General features: G+C 69.1%; 22 protein-coding genes. 11 read left to right on the plus strand and 11 right to left on the minus strand.

All coding sequences use genetic code 11. The annotated features are described in order from the left end of the window. The first annotated feature begins 112 nt into the window (after nt 1-112). Nucleotides 113-790: a hypothetical protein gene (locus IEY69_RS09105; RefSeq protein ID WP_189072800.1), complete on the plus strand. Its 678-nt coding sequence runs from the start codon at nt 113-115 to the stop codon at nt 788-790. Here the strand turns inward: IEY69_RS09105 and IEY69_RS09110 are convergent. Further along, the gene (locus tag IEY69_RS09110; RefSeq protein ID WP_189072801.1) at nt 784-1188 is read right to left on the minus strand and encodes a carboxymuconolactone decarboxylase family protein; all 405 of its coding nucleotides are present in this window, start codon (nt 1186-1188) and stop codon (nt 784-786) included. The two genes, IEY69_RS09105 and IEY69_RS09110, sit on opposite strands and share 7 nt — an antisense overlap. A 251-nt stretch (nt 1189-1439) precedes the next feature. On the opposite strand from IEY69_RS09110, the gene IEY69_RS09115 reads away from it, so the two are divergent. Then, the gene (locus IEY69_RS09115; protein ID WP_189072802.1) at nt 1440-3680 is read left to right on the plus strand and encodes an ATP-dependent Clp protease ATP-binding subunit; all 2241 of its coding nucleotides are present in this window, start codon (nt 1440-1442) and stop codon (nt 3678-3680) included. 58 nt (nt 3681-3738) lie between these two features. Here IEY69_RS09115 and IEY69_RS09120 read toward each other — a convergent pair whose 3' ends face one another. Continuing rightward, nucleotides 3739-4419, minus strand: coding sequence for a hypothetical protein (locus tag IEY69_RS09120; protein ID WP_189072803.1), 681 nt, complete (start codon nt 4417-4419; stop codon nt 3739-3741). A gap of 141 nt (nt 4420-4560) precedes the next feature. Between IEY69_RS09120 and IEY69_RS09125 the strand changes: the two genes are divergently transcribed. From IEY69_RS09125 to IEY69_RS09150, 6 genes are all read left to right on the plus strand, one after another. After that, entirely contained in the window at nt 4561-4842 is a 282-nt protein-coding gene (locus IEY69_RS09125; RefSeq protein WP_058977178.1) for a DUF2087 domain-containing protein, read from the plus strand. Further along, nucleotides 4835-6214, plus strand: coding sequence for a DNA repair protein RadA (gene radA, locus IEY69_RS09130; RefSeq protein ID WP_189072804.1), 1380 nt, complete (start codon nt 4835-4837; stop codon nt 6212-6214). Before IEY69_RS09125 ends, radA begins: the two co-directional genes overlap by 8 nt. 4 nt (nt 6215-6218) lie before the next feature. Continuing rightward, nucleotides 6219-6737: a PH domain-containing protein gene (locus IEY69_RS09135; protein WP_189072805.1), complete on the plus strand. Its 519-nt coding sequence runs from the start codon at nt 6219-6221 to the stop codon at nt 6735-6737. A 78-nt stretch (nt 6738-6815) separates the two neighbouring features. After that, nucleotides 6816-7796: a cation diffusion facilitator family transporter gene (locus tag IEY69_RS09140; protein ID WP_189072806.1), complete on the plus strand. Its 981-nt coding sequence runs from the start codon at nt 6816-6818 to the stop codon at nt 7794-7796. Between the two features lie 217 nt (nt 7797-8013). Further along, the gene (locus tag IEY69_RS09145) at nt 8014-8367 is read left to right on the plus strand and encodes an ArsR/SmtB family transcription factor (protein WP_189072807.1); all 354 of its coding nucleotides are present in this window, start codon (nt 8014-8016) and stop codon (nt 8365-8367) included. After that, nucleotides 8364-8870 (plus strand): SRPBCC family protein, encoded by a 507-nt coding sequence (locus IEY69_RS09150; protein ID WP_189072808.1) that lies wholly within the window; start codon nt 8364-8366, stop codon nt 8868-8870. The genes IEY69_RS09145 and IEY69_RS09150 overlap by 4 nt, the downstream gene beginning before the upstream one ends. A 3-nt stretch (nt 8871-8873) precedes the next feature. Here the strand turns inward: IEY69_RS09150 and IEY69_RS09155 are convergent, their stop codons facing one another. Then, nucleotides 8874-9758 (minus strand): LysR family transcriptional regulator, encoded by an 885-nt coding sequence (locus IEY69_RS09155; RefSeq protein ID WP_189072809.1) that lies wholly within the window; start codon nt 9756-9758, stop codon nt 8874-8876. 71 nt (nt 9759-9829) lie between these two features. On the opposite strand from IEY69_RS09155, the gene IEY69_RS09160 reads away from it, so the two are divergent. Further along, nucleotides 9830-11053 (plus strand): MFS transporter, encoded by a 1224-nt coding sequence (locus IEY69_RS09160; protein ID WP_189072810.1) that lies wholly within the window; start codon nt 9830-9832, stop codon nt 11051-11053. A 24-nt stretch (nt 11054-11077) separates the two neighbouring features. Here IEY69_RS09160 and IEY69_RS09165 read toward each other — a convergent pair whose 3' ends face one another. After that, nucleotides 11078-11446: a VOC family protein gene (locus IEY69_RS09165; protein WP_189072811.1), complete on the minus strand. Its 369-nt coding sequence runs from the start codon at nt 11444-11446 to the stop codon at nt 11078-11080. 56 nt (nt 11447-11502) lie between these two features. Between IEY69_RS09165 and IEY69_RS09170 the strand changes: the two genes are divergently transcribed. Further along, the gene (locus IEY69_RS09170) at nt 11503-11961 is read left to right on the plus strand and encodes a MarR family winged helix-turn-helix transcriptional regulator (RefSeq protein ID WP_189072812.1); all 459 of its coding nucleotides are present in this window, start codon (nt 11503-11505) and stop codon (nt 11959-11961) included. A 71-nt stretch (nt 11962-12032) separates the two neighbouring features. Here the strand turns inward: IEY69_RS09170 and clpB are convergent, their stop codons facing one another. Then, complete coding sequence (gene clpB, locus IEY69_RS09175) at nt 12033-14591, minus strand: ATP-dependent chaperone ClpB (RefSeq protein WP_189072813.1); 2559 nt, start codon at nt 14589-14591, stop codon at nt 12033-12035. Nucleotides 14592-14778: 187 nt separating this feature from the next. Here clpB and IEY69_RS09180 point away from each other — a divergent pair, with 187 nt between their 5' ends. Beyond that, nucleotides 14779-15450 (plus strand): hypothetical protein, encoded by a 672-nt coding sequence (locus IEY69_RS09180; protein WP_189072814.1) that lies wholly within the window; start codon nt 14779-14781, stop codon nt 15448-15450. Nucleotides 15451-15491: 41 nt separating this feature from the next. Here the strand turns inward: IEY69_RS09180 and IEY69_RS09185 are convergent, their stop codons facing one another. The 6 genes from IEY69_RS09185 to IEY69_RS09210 form a co-directional block, all read right to left on the minus strand. Next, the gene (locus tag IEY69_RS09185) at nt 15492-16466 is read right to left on the minus strand and encodes a lipocalin-like domain-containing protein (protein WP_189072815.1); all 975 of its coding nucleotides are present in this window, start codon (nt 16464-16466) and stop codon (nt 15492-15494) included. Between the two features lie 128 nt (nt 16467-16594). After that, nucleotides 16595-17317, minus strand: coding sequence for an ABC transporter ATP-binding protein (locus IEY69_RS09190; protein ID WP_229783784.1), 723 nt, complete (start codon nt 17315-17317; stop codon nt 16595-16597). Next, nucleotides 17310-18119, minus strand: coding sequence for an ABC transporter ATP-binding protein (locus IEY69_RS09195; protein WP_229783785.1), 810 nt, complete (start codon nt 18117-18119; stop codon nt 17310-17312). The genes IEY69_RS09190 and IEY69_RS09195 overlap by 8 nt, the downstream gene beginning before the upstream one ends. Continuing rightward, on the minus strand, nt 18116-19744 hold the full coding sequence (locus IEY69_RS09200) for a branched-chain amino acid ABC transporter permease (RefSeq protein ID WP_189072816.1): 1629 nt from the start codon (nt 19742-19744) through the stop codon (nt 18116-18118). Before IEY69_RS09200 ends, IEY69_RS09195 begins: the two co-directional genes overlap by 4 nt. Continuing rightward, nucleotides 19741-20754, minus strand: a complete 1014-nt coding sequence (locus IEY69_RS09205) for a branched-chain amino acid ABC transporter permease (protein ID WP_189072817.1) — start codon at nt 20752-20754, stop codon at nt 19741-19743. The genes IEY69_RS09200 and IEY69_RS09205 overlap by 4 nt, the downstream gene beginning before the upstream one ends. Nucleotides 20755-21081: 327 nt before the next feature. Then, the coding region (locus tag IEY69_RS09210; RefSeq protein WP_189072818.1) for an ABC transporter substrate-binding protein at nt 21082-21546 on the minus strand (465 nt) is incomplete at its 5' end.

Below are 21546 nucleotides of genomic sequence, written 5' to 3' on the forward strand. Positions count from 1 at the left end.
ACCCCTCACGGATTCTCATCTTCGCCACGAGACCTTTATGTCGCCCCGGGTCTTAATCTTCAATCATCCAGAAAGGGGAGAACTCTCACATTCAGGACCGACGCTACCACTCATGAAGAAGCTGCTGCCCCTGACCCTGCTGACCCTCGCCGCCACCACCGCCACTGCCGGCGCCCAGAGCCTGAACGGCCTCGAACTCGGCCTCACCGGCGGCTACGCCGGCGGCCTCAGTGGCGAACTGTTCGTGCACGCCCCCAACGTGGTGGGCCCGGTCGGCATCAAGGCCGGCGTCGCCTACACCCGCCCCAGCGACGCCATCAACGACAGCGCCCCCACCGGTCTGGGCGGCACGTTCGGCGACTACAAGAAGCCCACCAGCCAGGGCGGCCTCGGCTACTCCGAGAGCGGCTCGCAGACCGTGGTCTCACTGGACGGCACCTACAGCCTCGGCGAACTCAGCCCCGGCCTGGACGCCACGGCCTACGCCGGCGGACGGTACGGGATGTTCCGCGCCAACTTCGGTGACTCCTCACAGAGCACCACCTACACCACCAATCCCTTCGGTCTGGGTGCCGGTGTCATGGTCAGCTACGCCCTGACCGGCGGCCTGAGCCTCGTCACGGATCTGGGCGTCGACACCTACTTCCGTTCCTCCATCACCACGAACGACAATAAGGGCACCGTCATCACGAGCTCGACCGGCAGCGGCGACTACAACGCCGTCAGCAACCAGTTCGTCCGCCCCGGCACCGTGTTCAAGGCGCGCATCGGCGTGAAGACCAGCTACTGATCCTCTGAGTCCTGAAGACCGGTCCCTTGCCCAGGGGCCGGTTTCTCTCTGGGTTCCAGATGCTGCCGCAGCACCTCGAACCCCGCCACGGCCCGCGGGAACCCCAGGTAGGGCACGCACAGCATCAGGGCGTCCCGGACCTCGGCCTCTGCGGCTCCGGCGTTCAGGGCCCCCCGGATGTGGGTGCGCAGTTCCGGCGGGCTGCCCAGCGACACCAGCAGCGCGCAGGCAATCAGCTCCTTCGTCTTCAGGTCAAGGGCAGGGCGGTCGTACACCGTGTCGTACGCGAAATCCCTGATGTAGCGGCCCAGATCGGGGTCCAGAGCGTCGAGCCGCCGCTGGATGCGGTCCTCCTGCGTGCCGAAGATCACAGTGCGGGCCTTCATGGACTCGTTCATCCCTTCAGCGTAGCGGGGTGGTCAGACGAGGAAAGAAGACCGTCAGGGAGGGGCCGCTAGTGTGGGACGTGTGACCAGCCAGGCGGAGCAGATCGTAAGGTTTCCCCAGCCTTCCGTCCAGACGCGGCGCTACCCTACACTCAGGCTGTCACCACCTGTACCTTCCGGTCCCGTCCACTGCGACAGTCGTTTCTCCGTTGACTTCCGTTCCCCTCCCCGCGCCTAGACCGCGCTTTCCCTAGGGGGTTCCCATGAACCGATATGACGACCGCGCCCGCCTCGTGTTCCACTACGCCCGCGAGGAAGGCAACCGCCTGGGCCACGCCATGGTCGGCCCCGAACACCTCCTCCTGGGCCTGATGCGCGAGGGCGGCACCGCCGCCAGCATCCTCGGGGAGTTCGGCGCGTCCCTGGATGGCCTGCGCCGCCGCGTGGAGGAGATCATCGGCCGCGGCGAGGGCAACCGCCTGAACGACGCGCCCAGCATCACGCCCCGCGCCCGCCGCGTCATGGAACTCGCGTCCAGCGAGGCCCGCGCCCTGGGCGCGCAGGTGACGAGCACCGAGCACATCCTGCTGGGCATCATCCGCGAGGGCGACGGCGTCGCCTTCCGCATCCTGCAGGAACTCACCAAGGACGTGGACACCATCCGCTGGCGCATCCTCGCGCAGGGCGAGGGCGCGGGCAGCAAACCCGCCAAACCGGTCGCCACGCCGTTCCTCGACGAGTACGGCCGCGACCTGACCAAGTGGGCGCGCGAGGGCAAACTCGACCCCGTCATCGGGCGCAGCGAGGAGATCCGCCGCGTCACGCAGATCCTCACGCGCCGCACGAAGAACAACCCCGTGCTGATCGGGGACCCCGGCGTCGGCAAGACCGCCATCGTCGAGGGGCTGGCGCTCGCCATTCACGAGAAGCGCACCCCGCCCAACCTCCACAACGTGAGGCTGGTCAGTCTGGACCTCAGCGGCGTCGTGGCGGGCACCAAGTACCGTGGGGAGTTCGAGGAACGCCTGCGGCAGATCATCGAGGAGCTGCGCAACGCGAAGGTCATGGCCTTCATCGACGAGCTGCACACTCTGGTCGGCGCGGGCGGCGCCGAGGGCACGCTGGACGCCGCGAACATCCTCAAACCCGCATTGAGCCGCGGGGAGATCCAGGTGATCGGCGCGACCACCACCGGCGAGTACCACCGCTACATCGAGAAGGACGCCGCGCTGGAACGCCGCTTCCAGCCGGTGATCGTGCTCGAACCCAGCCCCGCCGAGACGCTGCAGATCCTGCGCGGCCTGAAACCCAAGTACGAGGAACACCACGGCGTGCAGATTCCCGAGCAGGCACTGGAACTCGCCGTGCGCATCGGCGAGCGGAGCCTGCCGGGCCGCAACTTCCCGGACAAGGCCATTGACCTGATCGACGAGGCCGCCAGCCGCGTCCGCCTGAACATGAGTGTCGGCCTGCCCGTCGCGGAGACCGAGGACGGCGAACCGTACGTCACCCGCGAGGACATCGAGAGCGTCATCAACTCCATGGGCGGCATCTACTCCGAGGAAACCGCCGCGCAACTGGTCGACCTGGAGCAGCAGCTGCAGGATCAGGTGTACGGCCAGCCGGACGCGATCCGCGCGCTGAGTTCCGCGCTGCGCCGCGCCCGCGTGGGCCTGGGCGGCCGCACCCGCGTCGCCGCGAGCTTCCTGTTCGTCGGCTCCAGCGGCGTCGGCAAGACGCACCTCGCCAAGGCGCTGGCCCGCACGCTGTTCGGCAGTGAACGCAGCCTGATCCGCATGGACATGAGCGAATTCCAGGAAAGCCACTCGGTCAGCAAACTGATCGGTTCGCCCCCCGGCTACGTCGGCTTCGAGCAGGGCGGCCGCCTCACGGAAGCCGTGCGCCGCCAGCCGTTCAGCGTCATCCTCCTCGACGAGATCGAGAAGGCTCACCCGGACGTGTACAACACCTTCCTGCAGGTGCTCGACGACGGCCGCCTGACCGACGGTCTGGGCCGCACCGTGGACTTCCGCCGCACGATCATCATCATGACCAGCAACACCGGCTTCAACGTGAACCCCACCGTGGGCTTCAGCCCCGTCACGCCGGACAACAACCAGCCGCTGCGGCACATCTTCACGCCGGAATTCCTCGACCGCCTGGACGAGGTCATCCGCTTCAGGAGCCTCGGCGAGGAGGAACTCGTGCGGGTCGCGCAGCAGCTCATGGGCGAGATGCGCGAGGAACTCGCCAGCCGCGAACTGACCGTCACCTTCGACCCCGCCATCGCCGCGTGGCTGGTGGGCAAACTCAAGTCCCGCAGCCCCAAACACGCCGTCGGCAGCAGCCGCCAGCTGCGCACCCTGGTCCGCGAGGAGATCGAGGATCCCCTGGCGCTGGAACTCGCCAGCAACCACGGCGAGGAAGTCCGCGTCGTGCTCGGCCAGGACGGCGTTCAGTTCGAGAAGGGCGAGGAAGCCGCCACCCGCCAGATCCTCGCGTAAGCCCACCTGGAAGGGGCCCCGGCCAGCGCTGGGGCCCCCTCGTCGTTCACTGCCGGATCTACTTCCGGCAGGTGAGGTCCACCCGGAAGGCGGGATCCGGGGTGTTCCACGGCAGGCCCGCCTTCACGTTCCCGGCGCGCAGGTACACGAGTTTCGTGGGGGCGCCGCTGCCGGGCACCTGGGCTTTCATGGTGTACGCCCCGGCCGGCATCACCGCGCGGTTGTGATCCCAGCCCTCGCGGTTCGGGGCGACGCTCTCGACGGTGGTGGTGGTGCCATCCGCAAAGGCCAGATTCACGTTCGTGAGGCCGAAGCCCGTGCCGGTTAGGTCGAGGCTCTGCCCGGTGGCATTGCGGACTTCAGCGGTGATCTCGAATCCGGGACGGCTGTTGTACGTGCTGGGCACGGCCCGGACGTCCGTCACGCGGAAGCGCCACACGCCGTTGAACAGCGTCTCGCCCAGGCAGCCGCTCACGGCCGCCACCTGATTCTGCCCGCCCGCACCCGCCGGGAGGTTCAGGTCCACCCGCCCGCCGGTCACGGTTACGTTCAGCCCGGCGGCCTTCAGCGCGGCTACCGGGACGTACGTGGTGCCGTTCACGCTGATGGCATTCGCGGCGGCCCGCCCGTTGATGAAGAAACGGACGCTGGTGGTCGCAGCCACCGCGACGCTCAGCAGCGCGGTGGCGGACAGGGACAGGACGGTCAGGGAACGGGCGGTGGGGGCACGCTGGGTCATAGGGACTCTCCTTTCCCGCGTCTGGGCGGGCATGTGGGCAGTGTGCGCGGCGGGGCGTGATCGGGCCGTGATCACGCGGCGGGCGCCGCAATCCGGCCTCCGGGAACCATCCGCCCGCCGCGCGTCCGCTACGATGGCGGGATGACGAAGAGCATCCTCGATTTCCAGGACGAACACGGCCGCATCACCGGGTGGCCCAGCGACCGCCGCCGCGCGCACCAGCTCGCCATCCTCGACTACCTGACCGGGCTGTTCGAACCCGGCGTGTCCTACGACCAGGGGCAGGCCGAGCAGATCCTCGCCGACCACAGCACCCTGGAAGACCCCAGTTTCCTGCTGACCGAACTCGTGGACGGCGATTACCTCGCCACGCAGGACGGGACCTACTGGCGGGCGGACGGCCGCCCCGGCGCGCGTGGCTAAAGCCCGCACCACCTACGTCTGCAGCAGTTGCGGGTACACCAGCGCCAAACCGCTGGGCCGCTGCCCGAACTGCCAGGCGTGGAACTCCTTCGAGGAAGAGGTGCCCGCCGTCACCACGGCCGCGCGCGGTGGGGCGTATGGGGGCATCACGGGCGGCCGCCTCACGCCGCTGTCCTGGGTGGGCCGCCGCGAGGAGCCCCGCACCCCGAGCGGCATCCCGGAACTCGACCGGGTGCTGGGCGGCGGGCTGGTTGCCGGGGGCGTCACGCTGATCGGCGGGGAGCCCGGCATCGGCAAGAGCACCCTGCTCCTGCAGGTGGCGGACAAGGTCGCGGCGGGGGGCGGCACGGTGCTGTACGTGGCGGGCGAGGAATCCCTGGAGCAGATCCGCCTGCGCGCTGACCGCCTGGGCGTGAAGGCCGAGATCCAGCTGACCCGCGACACCCGCGCCGAACATGTGGCGGCGCTGATGGCCGAGCACAAGCCCGCGCTGTGCATCGTGGATTCCATCCAGACCGTGACCGTCGAGGGGGATGGCGCGCCGGGTGGCGTGGCGCAGGTCCGCGACGGGACCGCCCTGCTGACCCGCGCCGCGAAGGAAACCGGGACCGCCACCGTCCTGGTGGGGCACGTCACGAAGGACGGCACGGTCGCCGGACCGAAGGTTATGGAGCACATCGTGGACACCACCGTCTTCCTGGAGACGGTCGGGTCGTACCGCCTGCTGCGTTCGGTCAAGAACCGCTTCGGGCAGGCCGGTGAACTCGGCGTGTTCGAGATGCGCGGCGAGGGCCTGATCGCCGTCGAGAACCCGTCGGCGGCGTTCCTGGCCGAGCGGCCCGTCGGGGTGCCCGGCAGCGTCGTCGCCGCCACCATCGACGGGCAGCGCCCCATGCTGCTGGAGGTGCAGGCGCTGGCCAGCAAGACGCCGTACCCGAACGCCCGCCGGGTCGTGGTGGGCCTCGACGCCCGCCGCGTGGACGTCGTCCTGGCCGTGCTGGAACGCCGCCTGGACCTGACGCTGGGCGGACTGGACGTGTACGTGAACCTCGCGGGCGGCCTGAAGGTCCCCGATCCGGGCCTGGACCTCGCGGTGGCGCTGGCGGTGTACTCGGCCGTGGTGGGCCGCACCCTGCCGGACAGCGTCGCCGTGTTCGGCGAGGTCGGCCTGGCGGGCGAGGTGCGCTCCACCGTCGCCTCCATCCGCCGCGCCGAGGAAGCCCGCCGCGCCGGGTACACCCGCCTGATCGTCCCCCCCGGCCTGGACGGCCACCCCAACGGGGTGAGGAGCGTCGAGGAGGCCGTCGCGCAGGTCTGGGGCGGCGCACCGGCGTCCGGCAGGAAACCCCGCGCCGCTGCCGAGCGTACCTGAGGGTATGACTGCCCCGCTGTCGGCCGCGCCGCCCACCTCGCCCGTCTGGTTCCGGGCGGTGGTGTGGCTGGCGCCCCTGCTCCTGATCGTGACCGCCTGGATGCCGGACGACAGCGCCGACAAGCCTCTGCCGGTGGCGGGCAGCGTGGCCCTGACCCTGCTGGGCGTGGGACTGGCCGCACTGTTCGCGCAGGTGCCCCGGCGCCTCGCGTACACCCTGACCGACACGGGTCTGCGCATGAGCCGCTTCTCCGGCACCTTCGAGTGGCCGTACTGCGAACTGCGGGTGCGCCGCACCGACGCCGGGCTGGGCCTGCGGGTCGGCGGGGTGGGCCTGCCCGGCTACTACACCGGGAACTACACCTTCACGGGGGCCGGGTACCGCAGCGTGCAGGCCATCGCGTCGAACACGCGCGGCGGCCTGATCGTCGAGCGGGGTGGCACGCCGTACTACCTGACGCCCGCCGACCCGGACGCCTTCGCACAGGCGCTCGCCGCGCGGGGCGTGCCCGTCCTGGACTGAGCCGGACTCTGTACTGCGTGCAGGTCTCGTGAACGGGGGTCGCATCTGCCGGGGGGCGGTGGGTGCGACCCTTGGGGCATGACGAGCGGCGCCGCCGACCACGACCACGCCGAGCACGATCACCACCACGGGCATAGGCACAGCGAGCAGGGGCACGTCGGGCAGGGAGATGGCGGGCACGATCACAACCACGGCGCGAACGCGAACGCCCGGCAGCTGACCCTCGCCCTGCTGCTGACGGGCGGGTTCCTGATCGTGGAGGTCGTGTACGCGGTCCTGTCCGGCAGTCTGGCGCTGCTGAGCGACGCAGGGCACATGCTGACCGACGCGGCGGCGCTGGCCCTGTCGCTGCTGGCCCTCCGGGTGGGCGCGCGGCCCGCCGATGCGCGGCGCACCTTCGGGTACCGCCGGGCGGAGGTGCTGGCCGCCGCCCTGAACGCCGGGGCGCTGTTCGCCGTGGGCATCTACGTGCTCGTGGAGGCCGCGCGCCGCTTCGCGCAGCCGGTCGAGGTGCAGGCCACCCCCATGCTGATCGTCGCGGTGCTGGGCCTGATCGTGAACCTGCTCAGCGCCCGCATCCTGGCCGGAGGGCAGGGCGAGAGCTTGAACATGCGCTCGGCGTACCTGGAGGTCATGGGGGACCTGCTGGGCAGCGTCGCCGTGATCGTCGGCGCGCTGCTGATCCGCTTCACGGGCTGGACGTGGGTGGACCCGCTGCTGGGCGCGGGCATCGGCCTGTGGGTGCTGCCGCGCACCTGGGCGCTGCTGCGCGCCAGCGTGAACGTCCTGCTGGAGGGCGTGCCGCGCGGCCTGGACCTGAACGCCCTGCGCGCCGAACTGCGCGCCCTGCCCGGCGTGGACGACGTTCACGACCTGCACGTCTGGAGCGTGACGGGCGGCGTGAACAACCTGACGGCCCATCTGGTCGCCCCGAAGTCAGGCGACACCCTTCTACGCGAGGTGGAGGAGGTCGCCGCCCGATTCGGCATCGCGCACAGCACGGTGCAGATCGAAGGGCCGGACGCCCACGCGGCAGGTGGGGCGGCGCTGCACCCCTGAGCGGATGGGGGAGAGGGGCGGAACGTCGAAGGGTCAAAGGGTCTGGGAACGACGAGCTTCACAGCTTTTTTCTTAGACTCTCTGACCTTTCGACTCTTGGACTCTGCGTCGAGCGCCCGGACGGCCCTGATGAGCACCTATATGCCTTGACAGGAATATTCCTTTCGTAGCATAATATGTTCACAGCAGAACACACCAGAAGGAGGTCACGCGCCGCTTGAACCACCACACCTTCACCGCCCTGGCCGACCCGCACCGCTTCCAGATCGTCGAACTGCTGCGGGAACGGCCCCACAGCGTCGGCGAGATTGCCGACCGGCTCGGCCTGCGCCAGCCGCAGACGTCCAAGCACCTGCGCGTCCTCACGGACGCCGGACTGGTCCACATGGAACCCCAGGCCAACCGCCGCATCGCCCACCTGAACCCCACGCCCTTTCGCGACCTCGACGACTGGCTGACCCGCTACCGCCCCCTCTGGGAGGTGCGACTGGACCGGCTGGACGACTACCTGCGCACCCTCCCGCCCGAAGACCCCGCACCCGACCCAGATGAACCCGGAGGTTCCCCATGACGCACGCCACCCTCGACCACCGCATCGAAGACGCCCGCACCCTCGTGCTGGAACGCACCTTCGCCGCGACGCCCGACCGGGTTTTCGCGGCGTTCACGCAGGCCGAGCACCTGAAGCACTGGTGGGGGCCGCGCGGCTGGACCCTGACGCACTGTACCGTCGACCTGCGCCCCGGCGGCCGCTGGCACTACTGCATGACCTGCACCGACCCCACACAGGGCGACTTCCACGGCATGAACAGCTGGGGCCTGGGCGTGTACGAGCACATCGAGGCCCCTGCCCGCCTGACGTACACTGACCACTTCAGCGACGAGCACGGCGCCGTGAACGACCAGATGCCCGCCACGCTGGCCGACCTGACCTTCGAGGCCGTTCCCGGCGGTACGCGCGTCACCAGCCGCTCCACGTACGTCCGCCCGGAGGACCTGCAGGCCGTCATGGACATGGGGATGCTCCAGGGCATCAGCGAGACGTGGGACAGGCTGGCCGAACACCTCGCCTGACCGTCACCCTTCGGGCGCGGCGAGGGCCAGGAAGTTCCGGACGATCACTGATCGTTCCACCCGCTGCGACGCCAGGGACAGCGTCACGCGCGGACCCCCGCCCCGCAGGTCGCGGTACACGCAGCCGCGCAGGTGCAGGTGCCGCATCGCGGCCGGCACCAGCGACACGCCCAGGCCCGCCGCGACCAGACTGACCACCGACATCATCTGCGGGGCGGTCTGCCCGGGGCGCGCCTCGAACCCCGCCGCGCGGCACGCGGCCAGCACCGCGTCGTGCAGCGCCGGACCCACCGCCCGCGGCGTGAGGATGAACGGATCGTCCCGCAGCGCGTGCAGCGGCACCGGGTCCAGGCCCGCCGCCGGGTGATCCTCGGGCAGCACCGCCACCAGTTCACTGCACGCCACCTCTGTCACGCGGAACTCCTGCGCGTACTCCGGGGTGGCGCGCACGAACGCCGCGTCCAGCACGTGCGCACGCAGGTCCGCGACCAGATCCTCGGTGTTCTTCTCCGCCAGCGTCAGGTGCACCTGCGGGTACGCCCGGCGGAACGCGCGGATCACGTCCTGCACCGCCGGATCGATCCCCGCCGCGCCCGTGAAGCCCACCCGCAGCGCGCCCGTCTCGCCCCGCGCGGCCCGCCCGGTCTCGACAGCGGCGCGGTCCAGCTGCGCGGGAATGCCCGCCACCCTGGCCTGGAAGGCGCGGCCCGCCTCGGTCAGCTCCACGCCGCGCGGCGTCCGGTGAAACAGCGCCGCGCCCAGTTCGCGTTCCAGCGCGCGGATCTGCGCGCTCAGGGGCGGCTGCGCCATGCCCAGCCGCGCGGCGGCGCGTGTGACGTTGCCCTCCTCCGCGACCGTCAGGAAGTACCGCACCTGGCGCAACTCCATACGCGCAGCATATGGCGATGCCCCGCCGCGCGTATTAGACGTCTGACCGGGAGGAGCCTACAGTCGGGGGCATGACCGTCCTGAGCCCCGCCCACCCCGCTCCGACCCTGACGGGCGAGCCGGTGCGGCGCGGCACGCCCCAGTACCGCCGCATCGGCGCGGCACTGTTCCTGACGGGCTTCAGCGCGTTCTCACTGGTGTACTGCGTGCAGCCCCTGCTGACCGAATTCACCCGCGCGTTCCACGTCACGCCCGCCCAGAGTGCCCTGAGCATGTCCCTGACGACCGGGTGCCTCGCCCTGTCCATCCTGATCATGAGTGCCGTCGCGGACTCCTTCAGTCGCCGCCGCGTCATGCTGACCTCACTGCTCGCCGCCGCGCTCCTGAACGGACTGGCCGCGCTGGCCCCCACCTGGACCCTGCTGCTGCTGTGCCGCGCCCTGGAAGGCCTCGCCCTCGGTGGGGTGCCCGCCGTCGCCATGGCGTACCTCGCCGAGGAAATCCACCCCCGCGACCTGGGCGCCGCCATGGGGCAGTACGTGGGCGGCACCGCGTTCGGCGGCATGATGGGCCGCGTCTGCATCGGCCTGCTGAGTGACGTCACCTCCTGGCACGCCGCGCTGCTCGTCATGGCCGGCGCGGGCCTGCTCAGCGCCGCCGGATTCGCGCTGCTGCTCCCCCCCTCACGCGGCTTCCAGCCGCGCCCCGCCGCGCCCGCCCGCGAGCACCTGCGCCGCTGGGCCGCGCACCTGCGCACCCCCGGTTTGGGCGCCCTGTTCACGCTGGGGTTCCTGAACCTGGGCGTCATGGTCGCCGCGTTCAACTATCTCAGCTTCCGCCTGCACGCCCCTCCCTACGCCCTGAGTGCCGCCGCGATCAGCCTGATCTTCCTGACGTACCTGCTCGGCTCCGCCGCCTCCGGCTGGGGCGGACGCCTCGCCGACCGCCGGGGCCGCCGCCCCCTGCTGACCATCGGCCTGACCGTCAGCAGCGCCGGACTTGCCCTGACGCTCCTGACCCCCCTGCCCGTGATCATCCTGGGCGTCACGCTGATCACCGTCGGCTTCTTCATCACGCACTCGGTTGCCAGCAGCAGCGTCGGCCAGCTCGCCCGGCGCGACAAGGGCCACGCCAGCGCCCTGTACCTCCTCGCCTACTACGCCGGCAGCAGCGTCATCGGCGTCCTCGGCGGCCTCGCCTGGGCCACCGGAGGCTGGGCGCTCCTCGTCGCCCTGTGCGCGGCCCTGCTGCTGCTGCTCGGTCTGCTCGTCACCCGCAGCGTCCCGCGCCGCTGACTGGCGGCGCGACGGGGCGACCCTTCAGGCGCGGTCGTGCAGGGTGATGTGGTAGCCGTCCGGGTCGGCGAAGGTGAAGGTGCGGCCGAACGGGCCGTCTATGGGCGCGGTCACGATGCGGTGGCCGTCTGCCGTCAGGGTGTCGTGGATGGCCTGCACGTCGGTGGCGTGCAGCCACAGGGCGGTGCCGAGGCCGGGCTGGGCCACGCCGCTCAGTTCGGTGCCGGGTGCGAGGTCTCGAAGGGCGAAGGTGATGGGCTGGGTGTCGAACACGACGGCGTGCGGTGGCCCGGCGGGCGAGCGGCGCAGGCCGAGGTAGCGCTCGTAGAAAGCGTGGGACACGCGGAGGTCGCGCACCTGAATCGAGATGAAGTCTGGGCCGGTCACGGGCATAAAGATCCTCCTGATGTCAGTTAACTGACACGGGGATACTATGTCAGAATACTGACATGAGTCAAGATCGGCCCGGCGTCCACCTCGCCACCTCGACCGGCTACCTGCTCAAGGAAGCCGCCAGCACCCTGCGCGCCGCCATGGACGACGTCCTGCGCCCCCTCGACATGACCGTCACCCACTACGCCTGCTTGGAACTGCTCGCCCAGCGCCCCGGACTGTCCAACTCCGACCTCGCGCGCGGCACCTTCGTGACCCGCCAGTCGATGAACGTCCTCCTGCAGGCGCTCGAACGCGACGGGCAGGTGCAGCGCGCGGCGGAAGCCAGGTTCGGCAAGGCCCTGCCCACCACCCTCACCCCGCGCGGAGAAGAACGACTCAGGCAGGCCAGCGCCGCCGTCCGCGCCGTCGAACTGCGCATGCTGTCCGGCCTGACCCCCACCGAACAGGCCGACGTGACCCGACTCCTGCGCCTCATGGTTCATGCCCTGGCAGGCGGCCCCCGCGACACCTGACGGGAGCAGGCTCCCGAAGACAGGAAGGCGGGGCCAGGTCACGCAGACCCGGCCCCGCCAGCGTGCTGTGTTCAGTTCAGCGCGCCGGTCTGGAACGTGAAGTTCGTGCCGTCGTAGTCGACGTTCAGGCTGCTGCTGTCGGGCACGTTCCCCTGGAGGATCTCGCGGGCCAGGGGCGTCTCGATCTCGCGGCTGATGGCGCGCTTGAGGGGGCGGGCACCGAAGGCCGGGTCGTACCCGATCTGTGCCAGTCGGTCCTTCGCGGCGGCGCTCAGATGCAGGCTGACGCGGCGCTCGGCGAGGCGGCGGATCAGGCCGCGCATCTGGATATCCACGATGCGGTGCAGGTCGGCGGCGGTCAGCGCGTCGAACACGATGATGTCGTCCACGCGGTTCAGGAACTCCGGGCGGAAGTGACCCTGCAGCTCGCCCATGACGGCGTCGCGGATCTCAGTGGCGTCCCCGCCGCGGTGCTGCATCTCCAGGATCAGCGGAGAGCCGATGTTGCTTGTCAGGATGATCAGGGTGTTGCGGAAGTCCACCGTGCGGCCCTGCCCGTCGGTCAGGCGGCCGTCGTCCAGCACCTGCAGCAGCACGTTGAACACGTCCGGGTGGGCTTTCTCGATCTCGTCGAACAGCAGCACGGCGTAGGGGCGGCGGCGGACGGCCTCGGTCAGCTGGCCACCCTCCTCGAAACCGACGTATCCGGGAGGCGCGCCGATCAGGCGGGCGACGGTGTGCTTCTCCATGTACTCGCTCATGTCAATGCGGACCATGGCGTCCTGACTGTCGAACAGGAACTCCGCGAGGGCCTTGGCCAGCTCGGTCTTACCCACCCCGGTCGGCCCGAGGAACATGAAGCTGCCCAGCGGGCGGTTCGGGTCGCTCAGCCCGGCGCGGCTGCGGCGGATGGCGTCCGCGACACTCACGATGGCGCGGTCCTGCCCGATCACGCGCCCGTGCAGCTGCTCCTCCAGCTTCAGGAGTTTCTCGCGTTCACCCTCCATCAGCTTGTTCACGGGGATGCCGGTCCAGCGGCTCACGACGGACGCGATGTCCTCCTCGGTCACCTGGGTGTGCGCGAACTCGGCCCCCTTGAGCTTCTGCTCCAGCTCATGCACCTCTTTTTCCAGCTGCGGGAGGCGGCCGTACTCCAGTTCGGCGGCGCGTTGCAGGTCGTAGTCCCGCTGGGCCTTCTCGATGTCGGTCCGCACCTGATCGAGCGATTCGCGTTTCTCGCGCAGCGCCGCGACCTCGTGCCGCTCGCCTTCCCAGCGGGCGCGGACGTCGGCCAGCTCGTCAGTGATGCCCTTGAGGGTGCCCTCGATGTCCAGCAGGCGGTTCTGGCTGTCCTGATCCTTCTCGCGCTTCAATGCTTCGCGTTCGATCTCCAGCTGGAGCTTGCGGCGTTCGAGCTGGTCGATGCGTTCGGGGCTGCTCTCCAGCGCCATGCGCAGCCGGGCGGCGGACTCGTCGATCAGGTCGATGGCCTTGTCCGGCAGTTGCCGGTCCGTGATGTACCGCTGCGACAGCTGCGCGGCGGCCACCAGCGCCGGGTCGGTGATCTCCACGTTGTGGTGCACCTGGTAGCGCTCCTTGATCCCGCGCAGGATGCTGATCGTGTCCTCGACGCTGGGTTCGTCCACGAACACCGGCTGGAAGCGGCGTTCCAGGGCGGGGTCCTTCTCGATCTCGCGGTACTCGCTCAGCGTCGTGGCGCCGATCAGGTGCAGTTCGCCGCGCGCCAGGGCGGGTTTGAGCATGTTGCCCGCGTCGGGGCTGCCCTCGGTCTTGCCCGCGCCGACGATGGTGTGGATCTCGTCCACGAACAGGATGACCTCGCCCGCCGAGGCGATCACCTCGTCGATGACGCCCTTGAGGCGTTCCTCGAACTCCCCGCGGAACTTCGCGCCCGCCAGCAGGCTGCCCATCTCCAGGCTGACGATGCGCTTGTTTTTCAGGCCGTCGGGCACGTCGCCCTTCACGATGCGGATGGCGAGCCCCTCGGCGATGGCGGTCTTGCCGACGCCGGGTTCGCCGATCAGGACGGGATTGTTCTTCGTGCGGCGCAGGAGGATCTGCATGGCGCGGCGGATCTCCTCGTCGCGGCCGATGACGGGGTCGAACTTGCCGTCGCGGGCGCGCTGCGTGAGGTCGGTGCCGTACTTGGCGAGGGCGTCGAACTGCTGTTCACTGGTCTTGGTCGTCACGGTCTTTCCTTTGCGCTGCTCGTTCACGGCGCGGTTCAGGTCAATTTCGGTGGGCAGGCCCTTGCCCCGGTACTCGCCGCGCAGGGCGAGCAGGAGGGCGTCGGCCGCCACGAACGAGTCGCCGAGCTGCCCGGCCAGCGTGTCGGCCTTCTGAAAGGCGCGGGCGAGTGCGGGGTCGAGGTACAGCTGACCCTCGCCGCCCTGCACGCGGGGGAGTTTCGCCAGTTCGGCGTCCAGCGCGGCGCGGATCTGCGTCAGGTCGCCGCCCGCGAGGGTCAGGGCGCGCGCGGCGGTGTCGTTGTCGGTCAAGGTGCGCAGCAGGTGCGTGGGGGTGAGGTTCTGGTGCCCGCTCTGCTGCGCGAGCGTCTGCGCCTGCTGCACGGCCTGGGTGGTGGCTTCGGTGAAGCGTTCAGGGTTCAAGGGTGGGCCTCCGTGGGGTGAGGATCTGGGACGTTCAATCTCCCACCATTCTGAAACTTGAGTGCAGTCGTGTCAAGTTTATTGCGGCTTAAGAATGGTGCCGCAACTCCCGTCCCGCACGCAACGCCCCTGCAACGCCCCCCGGCGCACACTCCCCTCAGCCCAGCACCACACAGGAGGACCGACCATGACCCGCACCCTGACCACACTGCTCCTCGCCACCATCAGCCTCACCGCCGTCAGCACCGCCGCCGCGCAGAAGACCACCCTTACCATCGGCGGGAAGCCCACCACCCTCGACACCGTCAAGGTCGGCGGCCGCACCTACGTCGCCCTGGACCAGCTGCAGAAAGCCCTGACCGCTGCGGGCGGCAGCAACCAGCTCGGCGCGGCGGAAGGCTGCCTGAACGAATGGCTGTTCAACGGCACCTGGAGACTGCGCGTCACCGCCATCAAATACGTCCCGGACGACCGGAACGGCAACTACTACGGCTGGGTCGCCACCACCGAGATCCGCAACGGCGGCAAACAACTCCTCAACCTCTCGAACACCGGCATCGAGTACGGCGTCAGCCTCGCCCTGAAAGACGGCAGCACCAAGGAACTCGGCCTCAGCGGGATCACGTCCGCGTTCAAGACCCGGACCGACCTGCCGCCCGGCGCGGGCCTCGTCATGGACCTCCCGTTCTCCTGGCAGGGCGGCACGCCCACCAACGAGCAACTCCAGGCCAACCCACCGGTCAAACTCATCGTCCCGGTGGACGTCACGGCGCTGCGGCGCGGCGGCAGCACCCTGTACAAGACCGTCAACTACGCCAAGGACCCCAGCTTCCGCGTGAACCTCACCTGCAAGAAGTGAACTCCGCCCGCGCGGCCGGAACCCGAACGCCCCGATGAACCTCACGGGGACCACGTCCCACTGACGAGTTCCATCATGCCGGTCCCCGCAGCGGGCGCGGTGGCCCACGTGCCCGTCACCTCGATGGGTCCCTCCCAGTACGCGATCCGGGTGGAGCGGCTCAGCAGTTCCTGCTCACGCCGCACCGCCCGTACGCTCAGGTCGAACTCGTCGGACACCAGCCGCCAGCCCAGCGTGTAGGTACGCCCGGTGGGGCTGGTCCACACCTCGCCCGGCTCGGCACGCAGGCCCGAAACGGCCCGCACGCGCCCGTCCGGTTCCACCACGCTGCCGATCAGCTGCGCCACCGATCCGTCCGGGCGCCGCACCCGGTACACCATCAGGTCCCGCCCACCGTTCAGATGCACGCTGAACCAGTCCCACAGCGCCGACCGGCCCGGAATCTGGTTCCCCCACTGGTGATCCAGCCACGCCTGCCCCCGCACCGCGCGCCCGTTCACGGTGCCCGCCAGGTCCAGCCGCGTGATCCCCTGGTAGAACAGCACGCCCGTATCAGCACTGCCGCTGAACCCCGGCGGGTGCAGCACCGGCCCCTTCACCGGGGTCAGCGTCAGGTCCAGCGGCCCGGCCTTCAGGCTCAGCGGCGCGGTCGGCTCCGGCCCCGCCTGCGTCAGCGTCCACGCGCCCTGCCTCACCCGCAGCGGGGGAGAGGTCACCTCGCCGCTCCCGGCGGGCTGCTCCAGGAACGTCACCTGCCCCGTGCGCAGTTCCGTGACCGCCACGTGCGAGATCATTAGTGGGACCGGCACGCGGCTGTCCTGTACCCGGAACTGCGCCCAGTGCAGCGCCAGCCCCTCTGCGGGCAGATACGCGCTCACGTACCACCACTCCATCGGGTTCGCGTGCGCCCCGTACTCGGTCGCCGCGGGCAACTGGGCCGGATTCACGACCGTCTGCACCGGCACGCACCCGCTCAGGAGGAGGGCCGCCAGCACCGGAATGATCTTGAGACGCATCGGCCCCCAGCCTAACCGACCGGCTGTTCACCTGCTGCTGCACATAGCAGATGGCTGCCAACACCACTGCCTCTCAAAAACGAACCGACCCCCCAGTCTCCCGGAGGGTCGGCCCGTGTAGCGCGGGTTTACTCGTCGCCGAGGTACGCCTTGCGGACGCTCTCGTCGTTGGCGATGTCGGCGGCGTTGCCCGACAGTTTGATCTCGCCGGTCTGCAGCACGTACGCGCGGTGCGCGATCTGCAGGGCCATGTTCGCGTTCTGTTCGACCAGCAGCACGGTCGTGCCGCGCTCCTTGTTCAGCTTCACGATGATGTCGAAGATGGCTTCCACGAACAGCGGGGACAGGCCCATGCTGGGCTCGTCGAGCAGCAGCAGGCGCGGGGCGACCATCAGCGCGCGGGCGATGGCGAGCATCTGCTGCTCCCCGCCGGACATCGTGCCGCCCAGCTGATGCTCGCGTTCCTTCAGGCGCGGGAAGAACCCGAAGCCCTCCTGGATGCGGCTCTCGATCAGCGCGCGGTCGGTGACGGTGTACGCGCCCACGTCGAGGTTCTCGCGGACGGTCATGTCCTTGAAGATCCGGCGGCCCTCCGGCACGTGGCTGATCCCTTTTTGCATGATGTGGTGGGCGGGAATCCCGGCGATGGTCTGACCCTCGAAGGTCAGGGCGCCCGTGCGGGGTTTCATCATGCCGCTGATGGTGCGCAGCGTGGTGGTCTTCCCGGCGCCGTTCCCGCCGATCAGGGCGACGATCTCGCCCTCGTTGACGGTCATGCTGATGCCCTTCAGGGCGTGGATGTGGTCGTAGTACGTGTGGACGTTGTCGAGTTCGAGCATGGGCTTAGGCATGGGGGCGTTCTTCCTTCCCGTAGTCGCCGGCGGCGGCGCCGCGGCCCAGGTACGCTTCCATCACGCGCGGGTCGTTGCGGACCTGATGTGGCAGGCCCTCGGCGATCTTGCTGCCGTAATCCAGTACGGTGATGTGTTCGGACAGCGTCATCACGAGGCGCATGTCGTGCTCGATCAGGCACACCGTCACGCCCAGTTCGTCCCGCACGCGGCGGATCAGGGCCTTCAGGTCCTCGGTCTCGCGGGGGTTCATCCCGGCGGCCGGTTCGTCCAGCAGGATCAGTTTCGGCGTGGTCGCCAGCGCGCGGGCGATCTCCAGCTTGCGCTGATCCCCGTACGGGAGGTTCGTCGCCAGTTCGTTCCGCCACTTGCCCAGGCCCACGAAGTCCAGCATGATCCGCGCGGCGTCCCGGGCCTCCTGCTCGCCCTCGTGGAATTTCTTGGTGCGCAGCACGGCGTCCAGGAACCCGCTCTTCAGGCGGCTGTGACGGCCCACCATGATGTTCTCCTCGCTGGTCATCGTGGAGAACAGGCGGATGTTCTGGAACGTGCGCGCGATCCCGGCTTCCGTCACCTGATCGGGCCGCATGCCGACCAGTTCACGCCCCCCCAGGCGGATGGTGCCGCGCGTGGGTTCGTAGATCCCGGTGATCATGTTGAAGAAGGTGGTCTTCCCGGCGCCGTTCGGTCCGATCACGCTGACGATGCTGCGCTCGGGGATGTTCATGGTCACTTCGTTCACGGCGGTCAGACCGCCGAAGATCTTCGTGACGCCCGCCACTTCGAGAATGTTGCCGCTCACCTGCTGCCCCCTGCCTTGTCGTCTTCCTTGGCCGGGGCGTACCCGGCGCTGTACACGTCGCCGCTGGCCGTGCCGAGTGCGCCCGCGTTGCCCTGGGCACTCTCGTCTTCCTGGTTGTCGTCGTGGTGGAGTTCCAGCTGCCGTCTGCGGCTGGGCAGCAGACCCTCGGGCCGCAGGAGCATCATGGCGACCAGGATCGCGCCGAAGATCAGGCGCTGCAGCTGGCCGGGGTTGGCCTGCTGCGGAATCCAGGAGATGTTCGCGGTCGCCTCGCCCAGGCCGGGCAGGATGCGCAGGTTCAGCAGCGTCACGACGGCCGCGCCTAGGATCACGCCGGGGAAGGACCCCATGCCGCCCAGGATGACCATGGACAGGATCGCGATGCTCTGGTTCAGCACGAAACTCTCGGGGCTGATGAACTGCTGCTTCGCGGCGAAGATCATGCCCATCACGCCCGCGAAGCTCGCGCCGGTCGCGAAGGCGATCAGTTTGGTCTGCATCAGCGGCACGCCCATGGCCTGCGCGGCGACCTCGTCGTCACGGATGGCGATCCACGCGCGGCCGATACGGCTCCTGTCCAGGCGGACGTTCACGGTCAGGATCAGGCCGATCATGACCAGCACCAGCACGTACAGGAACAGCAGGTAGTACTGATCCGGCGCGAAGCCCAGCGCGCCCGCCGCCGCGTCGAACCACGGCACCGAGGCACTCTTGATAGGCGTGATGCCCTGCGAACCCGCCGAGTACAGGTCGAGGTTGTTCGCCAGCACGCGGATCACTTCGCCCAGGCCCAGCGTGATGATCGCCAGGTAGTCGCCCTTCAGTTTCAGCACAGGCAGACCAATCAGGACGCCCACGGCAGCCGCGGCGAAGATACTCAGCGCCAGGAACAGCCAGAAGAACCCGGCATTCAGGCCGTTCGCCAGGCCGTCGGCCTGCGGGGCCATCAGCACCAGAATGGCGCGCACCGTCAGGATGACCCCGGCGACCAGACCGACGCTGGCCAGCCGGAAACTCCAGGCGGTCGCGGCGGTCGGTGCGGCGCGGGACGTCAGGCGGTTGATGTACAGCATGCTCGCGGCCGTGACCACGGTCAGCACCAGCCCGATGGCCAGCGTCCCGGCGTTCGTGCCGCCCGGGTTCTCACCGAAGTATTTCAGGATCTCCGCGAAGCGCGGGCTGCCCACGATGCCCCAGGTGTACGCGCCGACCGCGAAGAAGGCCACATAACCCAGGTCGAGCAGGCCCGCGAGGCCCACCACGATGTTCAGGCCCAGCGCCAGCGCGGCGAAGATCATGATCTGGATGCTCAGGTCGAGCAGGCTGGTGTCCTCGCGGCCCGCGGCGGGCAGCACGAACAGCAGGCTGCCGACGCCCACCAGAGCGCGCGCCCACGGCGCGGCCTTCCACAGGTACGCGAAGAGGACGTTCGCCAGGAACAGGCTGACCATTAGGGCTTCCACGATGGGGTTTTTCAACGCGGTGCCGATCGCTCCCATCTGGCTGAGCAGGTCGCCGTTGTGCGAGACGAGCAGGAACGCGCTGGTCACGATGAAGAACAGCACCAGCAGGATCGTACGGTCGGGCGCGCTGGCCCTGGGCTGCTTCTGGAGCGTGGCGGTCATACTTTCTCCACGTTGCTCTTGCCGAGCAGACCGGTGGGTTTGAAGATCAGGATCAGCACCAGTGCGATGAACGCGCCGAGCTTGCTGTACGAGTCGTCGATCACGGCGAGGTTCTTGATGCCCAGCAGTTCACCGAACACGTTGGACACGCCGATCAGTTTCTCCAGCACGCCCAGCAGCAGGCCGCCCAGCACCGCGCCGGGAATCGAGCCGATGCCGCCCAGCACGGCGGCCGTGAAGGCGGTCACGCCGGGAATGAAGCCGCTGTAGGCGTTGACCGTGCCGAACTTCATGCCGAACAGCACGCCGCTGATGCCGCCCAGCGCGCCGCCGATCAGGAAGGTGGCGCTGATCATGCGGTTGCCGTCGATGCCCATCAGGCCGGCGGTCACGCGGTCCTGCGCGACGGCGCGGATGGCCTTGCCCATACGGGTGCGGTTCACGATGTAGTTCAGCACCGCGAGGCTCAGCAGCGACACGATGATCAGGATGACGTCCTTGAGCTGCAGGCTGACACCGATCCCGGTCAGGAACTTGCCCAGGCCTACGCAGCTGCTTTCAGGACCGCAGAAGGGCGCGGCGAACCCGTTGGGCAGGGTGTAGGTCAGGTCGAAGCGGCCCTGGAAGCCCTCGATGACGCGCAGGACGTCCTGGAGGATCAGGGACACGCCGATCGCGGTGATCAGCGGCACCAGTTTCGGTGCGCCGCGCAGCGGCCGGTAGGCGAGACGCTCAATGATCACGTTCAGCAGGCCGGAGATGGTCATGGCGGCGAGCAGCGCGATCAGGAGTTTCAGGTACCCGTTCATATTGACGGGGGCCAGCACGCGGAAGACTTCAAAGCCGACGACGGCTCCGGTGACGAACACTTCGCTGTGCGCGAAGTTGATGAGCTGGAGCACGCCGTACACCATGGTGTAACCCAGGGCGATGATGGCGTACACGAAGCCCAGCACGAGCCCACCGACGATCACGTTCGCCAGGAAGGGCAGCAGAGTGGACAGTTCCAAGGCAGCTCAACTCCTTTCGTGGGGTGAGGGCGCGGGCCGGTGCGGGTGCAGGGGGGGTGGGGCGGCGCCACAGGAAACGGAAATACGCGGGGCGGACGTCACGGGGCAGTCCCGTGATGGTCTAGCTGGGCAATCGGTCAGTTTTGCGTCAGTTAACCTGAAGAGTATCGCTGTTCACGAAGCGCGGCGGGTGCGCTGTCCGGCCCTGCCGATCAAACACCCGGTTGCTTCACGGCAAGGGGCCGGGCGCGCGGCCCGGCCCCAGGATGGTACGGGGAGGTGGGTGTCCCGGCGGGAAGTGCGTCTATACACACCTCCCGCAGGTTCTTACTGCTTGACGGGCTTGACGGGAATGCTGGTGCTGAGCTTGAACTTCCCGGCGGTGACGTTCATCACGTACAGGGTCGCGGCCTTGCGGTCCCCGGCGGAGTTGAAGCTGACGTTGCCGGACAGCAGGCCCGTGAAGCTGCCCTTGCGGATCGCGCTCTCCACCTGCGCGCGGCTGGGCACCTTGTTCTTGTTCGCCCGCACGGCGTTCAGCACGCCCTGCACGACCACCTTCGCCGCGTCGTACCCGAACGCCCCGAAGCCCTGGGCGTCGTCGTTGAAGGTCTTCTTGTAGTTGGTGGCGAAGACCTTCGCGGCAGGCAGGGCGCTCAGGGGCGCGGCCACCGTCGTGAAGTAGATGTTGTTCGCGTTCGCCTCGCCCACGATCACCGGCAGCTCCCCGCTGTCCAGACCGTCGCCGCCCACCACGGGCGTCTGCACGCCCGCTTCACGCAGCTGCTTGAT

The organism is Deinococcus sedimenti (assembly GCF_014648135.1).
GTDB classification, from domain to species: domain Bacteria; phylum Deinococcota; class Deinococci; order Deinococcales; family Deinococcaceae; genus Deinococcus; species Deinococcus sedimenti.

Bases quoted from the DNA above. Each gene is read 5' to 3' on its own strand.
- IEY69_RS09150 (WP_189072808.1), top strand. From the start codon at position 8,364: ATGACGCACGCCACCCTCGACCACCGCATCGAAGACGCCCGCACCCTC.
- IEY69_RS09200 (WP_189072816.1), bottom strand. From the start codon at position 19,744: ATGACCGCCACGCTCCAGAAGCAGCCCAGGGCCAGCGCGCCCGACCGT.
- IEY69_RS09160 (WP_189072810.1), top strand. From the start codon at position 9,830: ATGACCGTCCTGAGCCCCGCCCACCCCGCTCCGACCCTGACGGGCGAG.
- IEY69_RS09125 (WP_058977178.1), top strand. From the start codon at position 4,561: ATGACGAAGAGCATCCTCGATTTCCAGGACGAACACGGCCGCATCACC.
- IEY69_RS09135 (WP_189072805.1), top strand. From the start codon at position 6,219: ATGACTGCCCCGCTGTCGGCCGCGCCGCCCACCTCGCCCGTCTGGTTC.
- IEY69_RS09190 (WP_229783784.1), bottom strand. From the start codon at position 17,317: ATGCCTAAGCCCATGCTCGAACTCGACAACGTCCACACGTACTACGAC.
- IEY69_RS09140 (WP_189072806.1), top strand. From the start codon at position 6,816: ATGACGAGCGGCGCCGCCGACCACGACCACGCCGAGCACGATCACCAC.
- IEY69_RS09155 (WP_189072809.1), bottom strand. From the start codon at position 9,758: ATGGAGTTGCGCCAGGTGCGGTACTTCCTGACGGTCGCGGAGGAGGGC.
- IEY69_RS09115 (WP_189072802.1), top strand. From the start codon at position 1,440: ATGAACCGATATGACGACCGCGCCCGCCTCGTGTTCCACTACGCCCGC.
- IEY69_RS09110 (WP_189072801.1), bottom strand. From the start codon at position 1,188: ATGAACGAGTCCATGAAGGCCCGCACTGTGATCTTCGGCACGCAGGAG.
- IEY69_RS09105 (WP_189072800.1), top strand. From the start codon at position 113: ATGAAGAAGCTGCTGCCCCTGACCCTGCTGACCCTCGCCGCCACCACC.
- IEY69_RS09185 (WP_189072815.1), bottom strand. From the start codon at position 16,466: ATGCGTCTCAAGATCATTCCGGTGCTGGCGGCCCTCCTCCTGAGCGGG.
- IEY69_RS09180 (WP_189072814.1), top strand. From the start codon at position 14,779: ATGACCCGCACCCTGACCACACTGCTCCTCGCCACCATCAGCCTCACC.
- IEY69_RS09120 (WP_189072803.1), bottom strand. From the start codon at position 4,419: ATGACCCAGCGTGCCCCCACCGCCCGTTCCCTGACCGTCCTGTCCCTG.
- IEY69_RS09165 (WP_189072811.1), bottom strand. From the start codon at position 11,446: ATGCCCGTGACCGGCCCAGACTTCATCTCGATTCAGGTGCGCGACCTC.
- IEY69_RS09170 (WP_189072812.1), top strand. From the start codon at position 11,503: ATGAGTCAAGATCGGCCCGGCGTCCACCTCGCCACCTCGACCGGCTAC.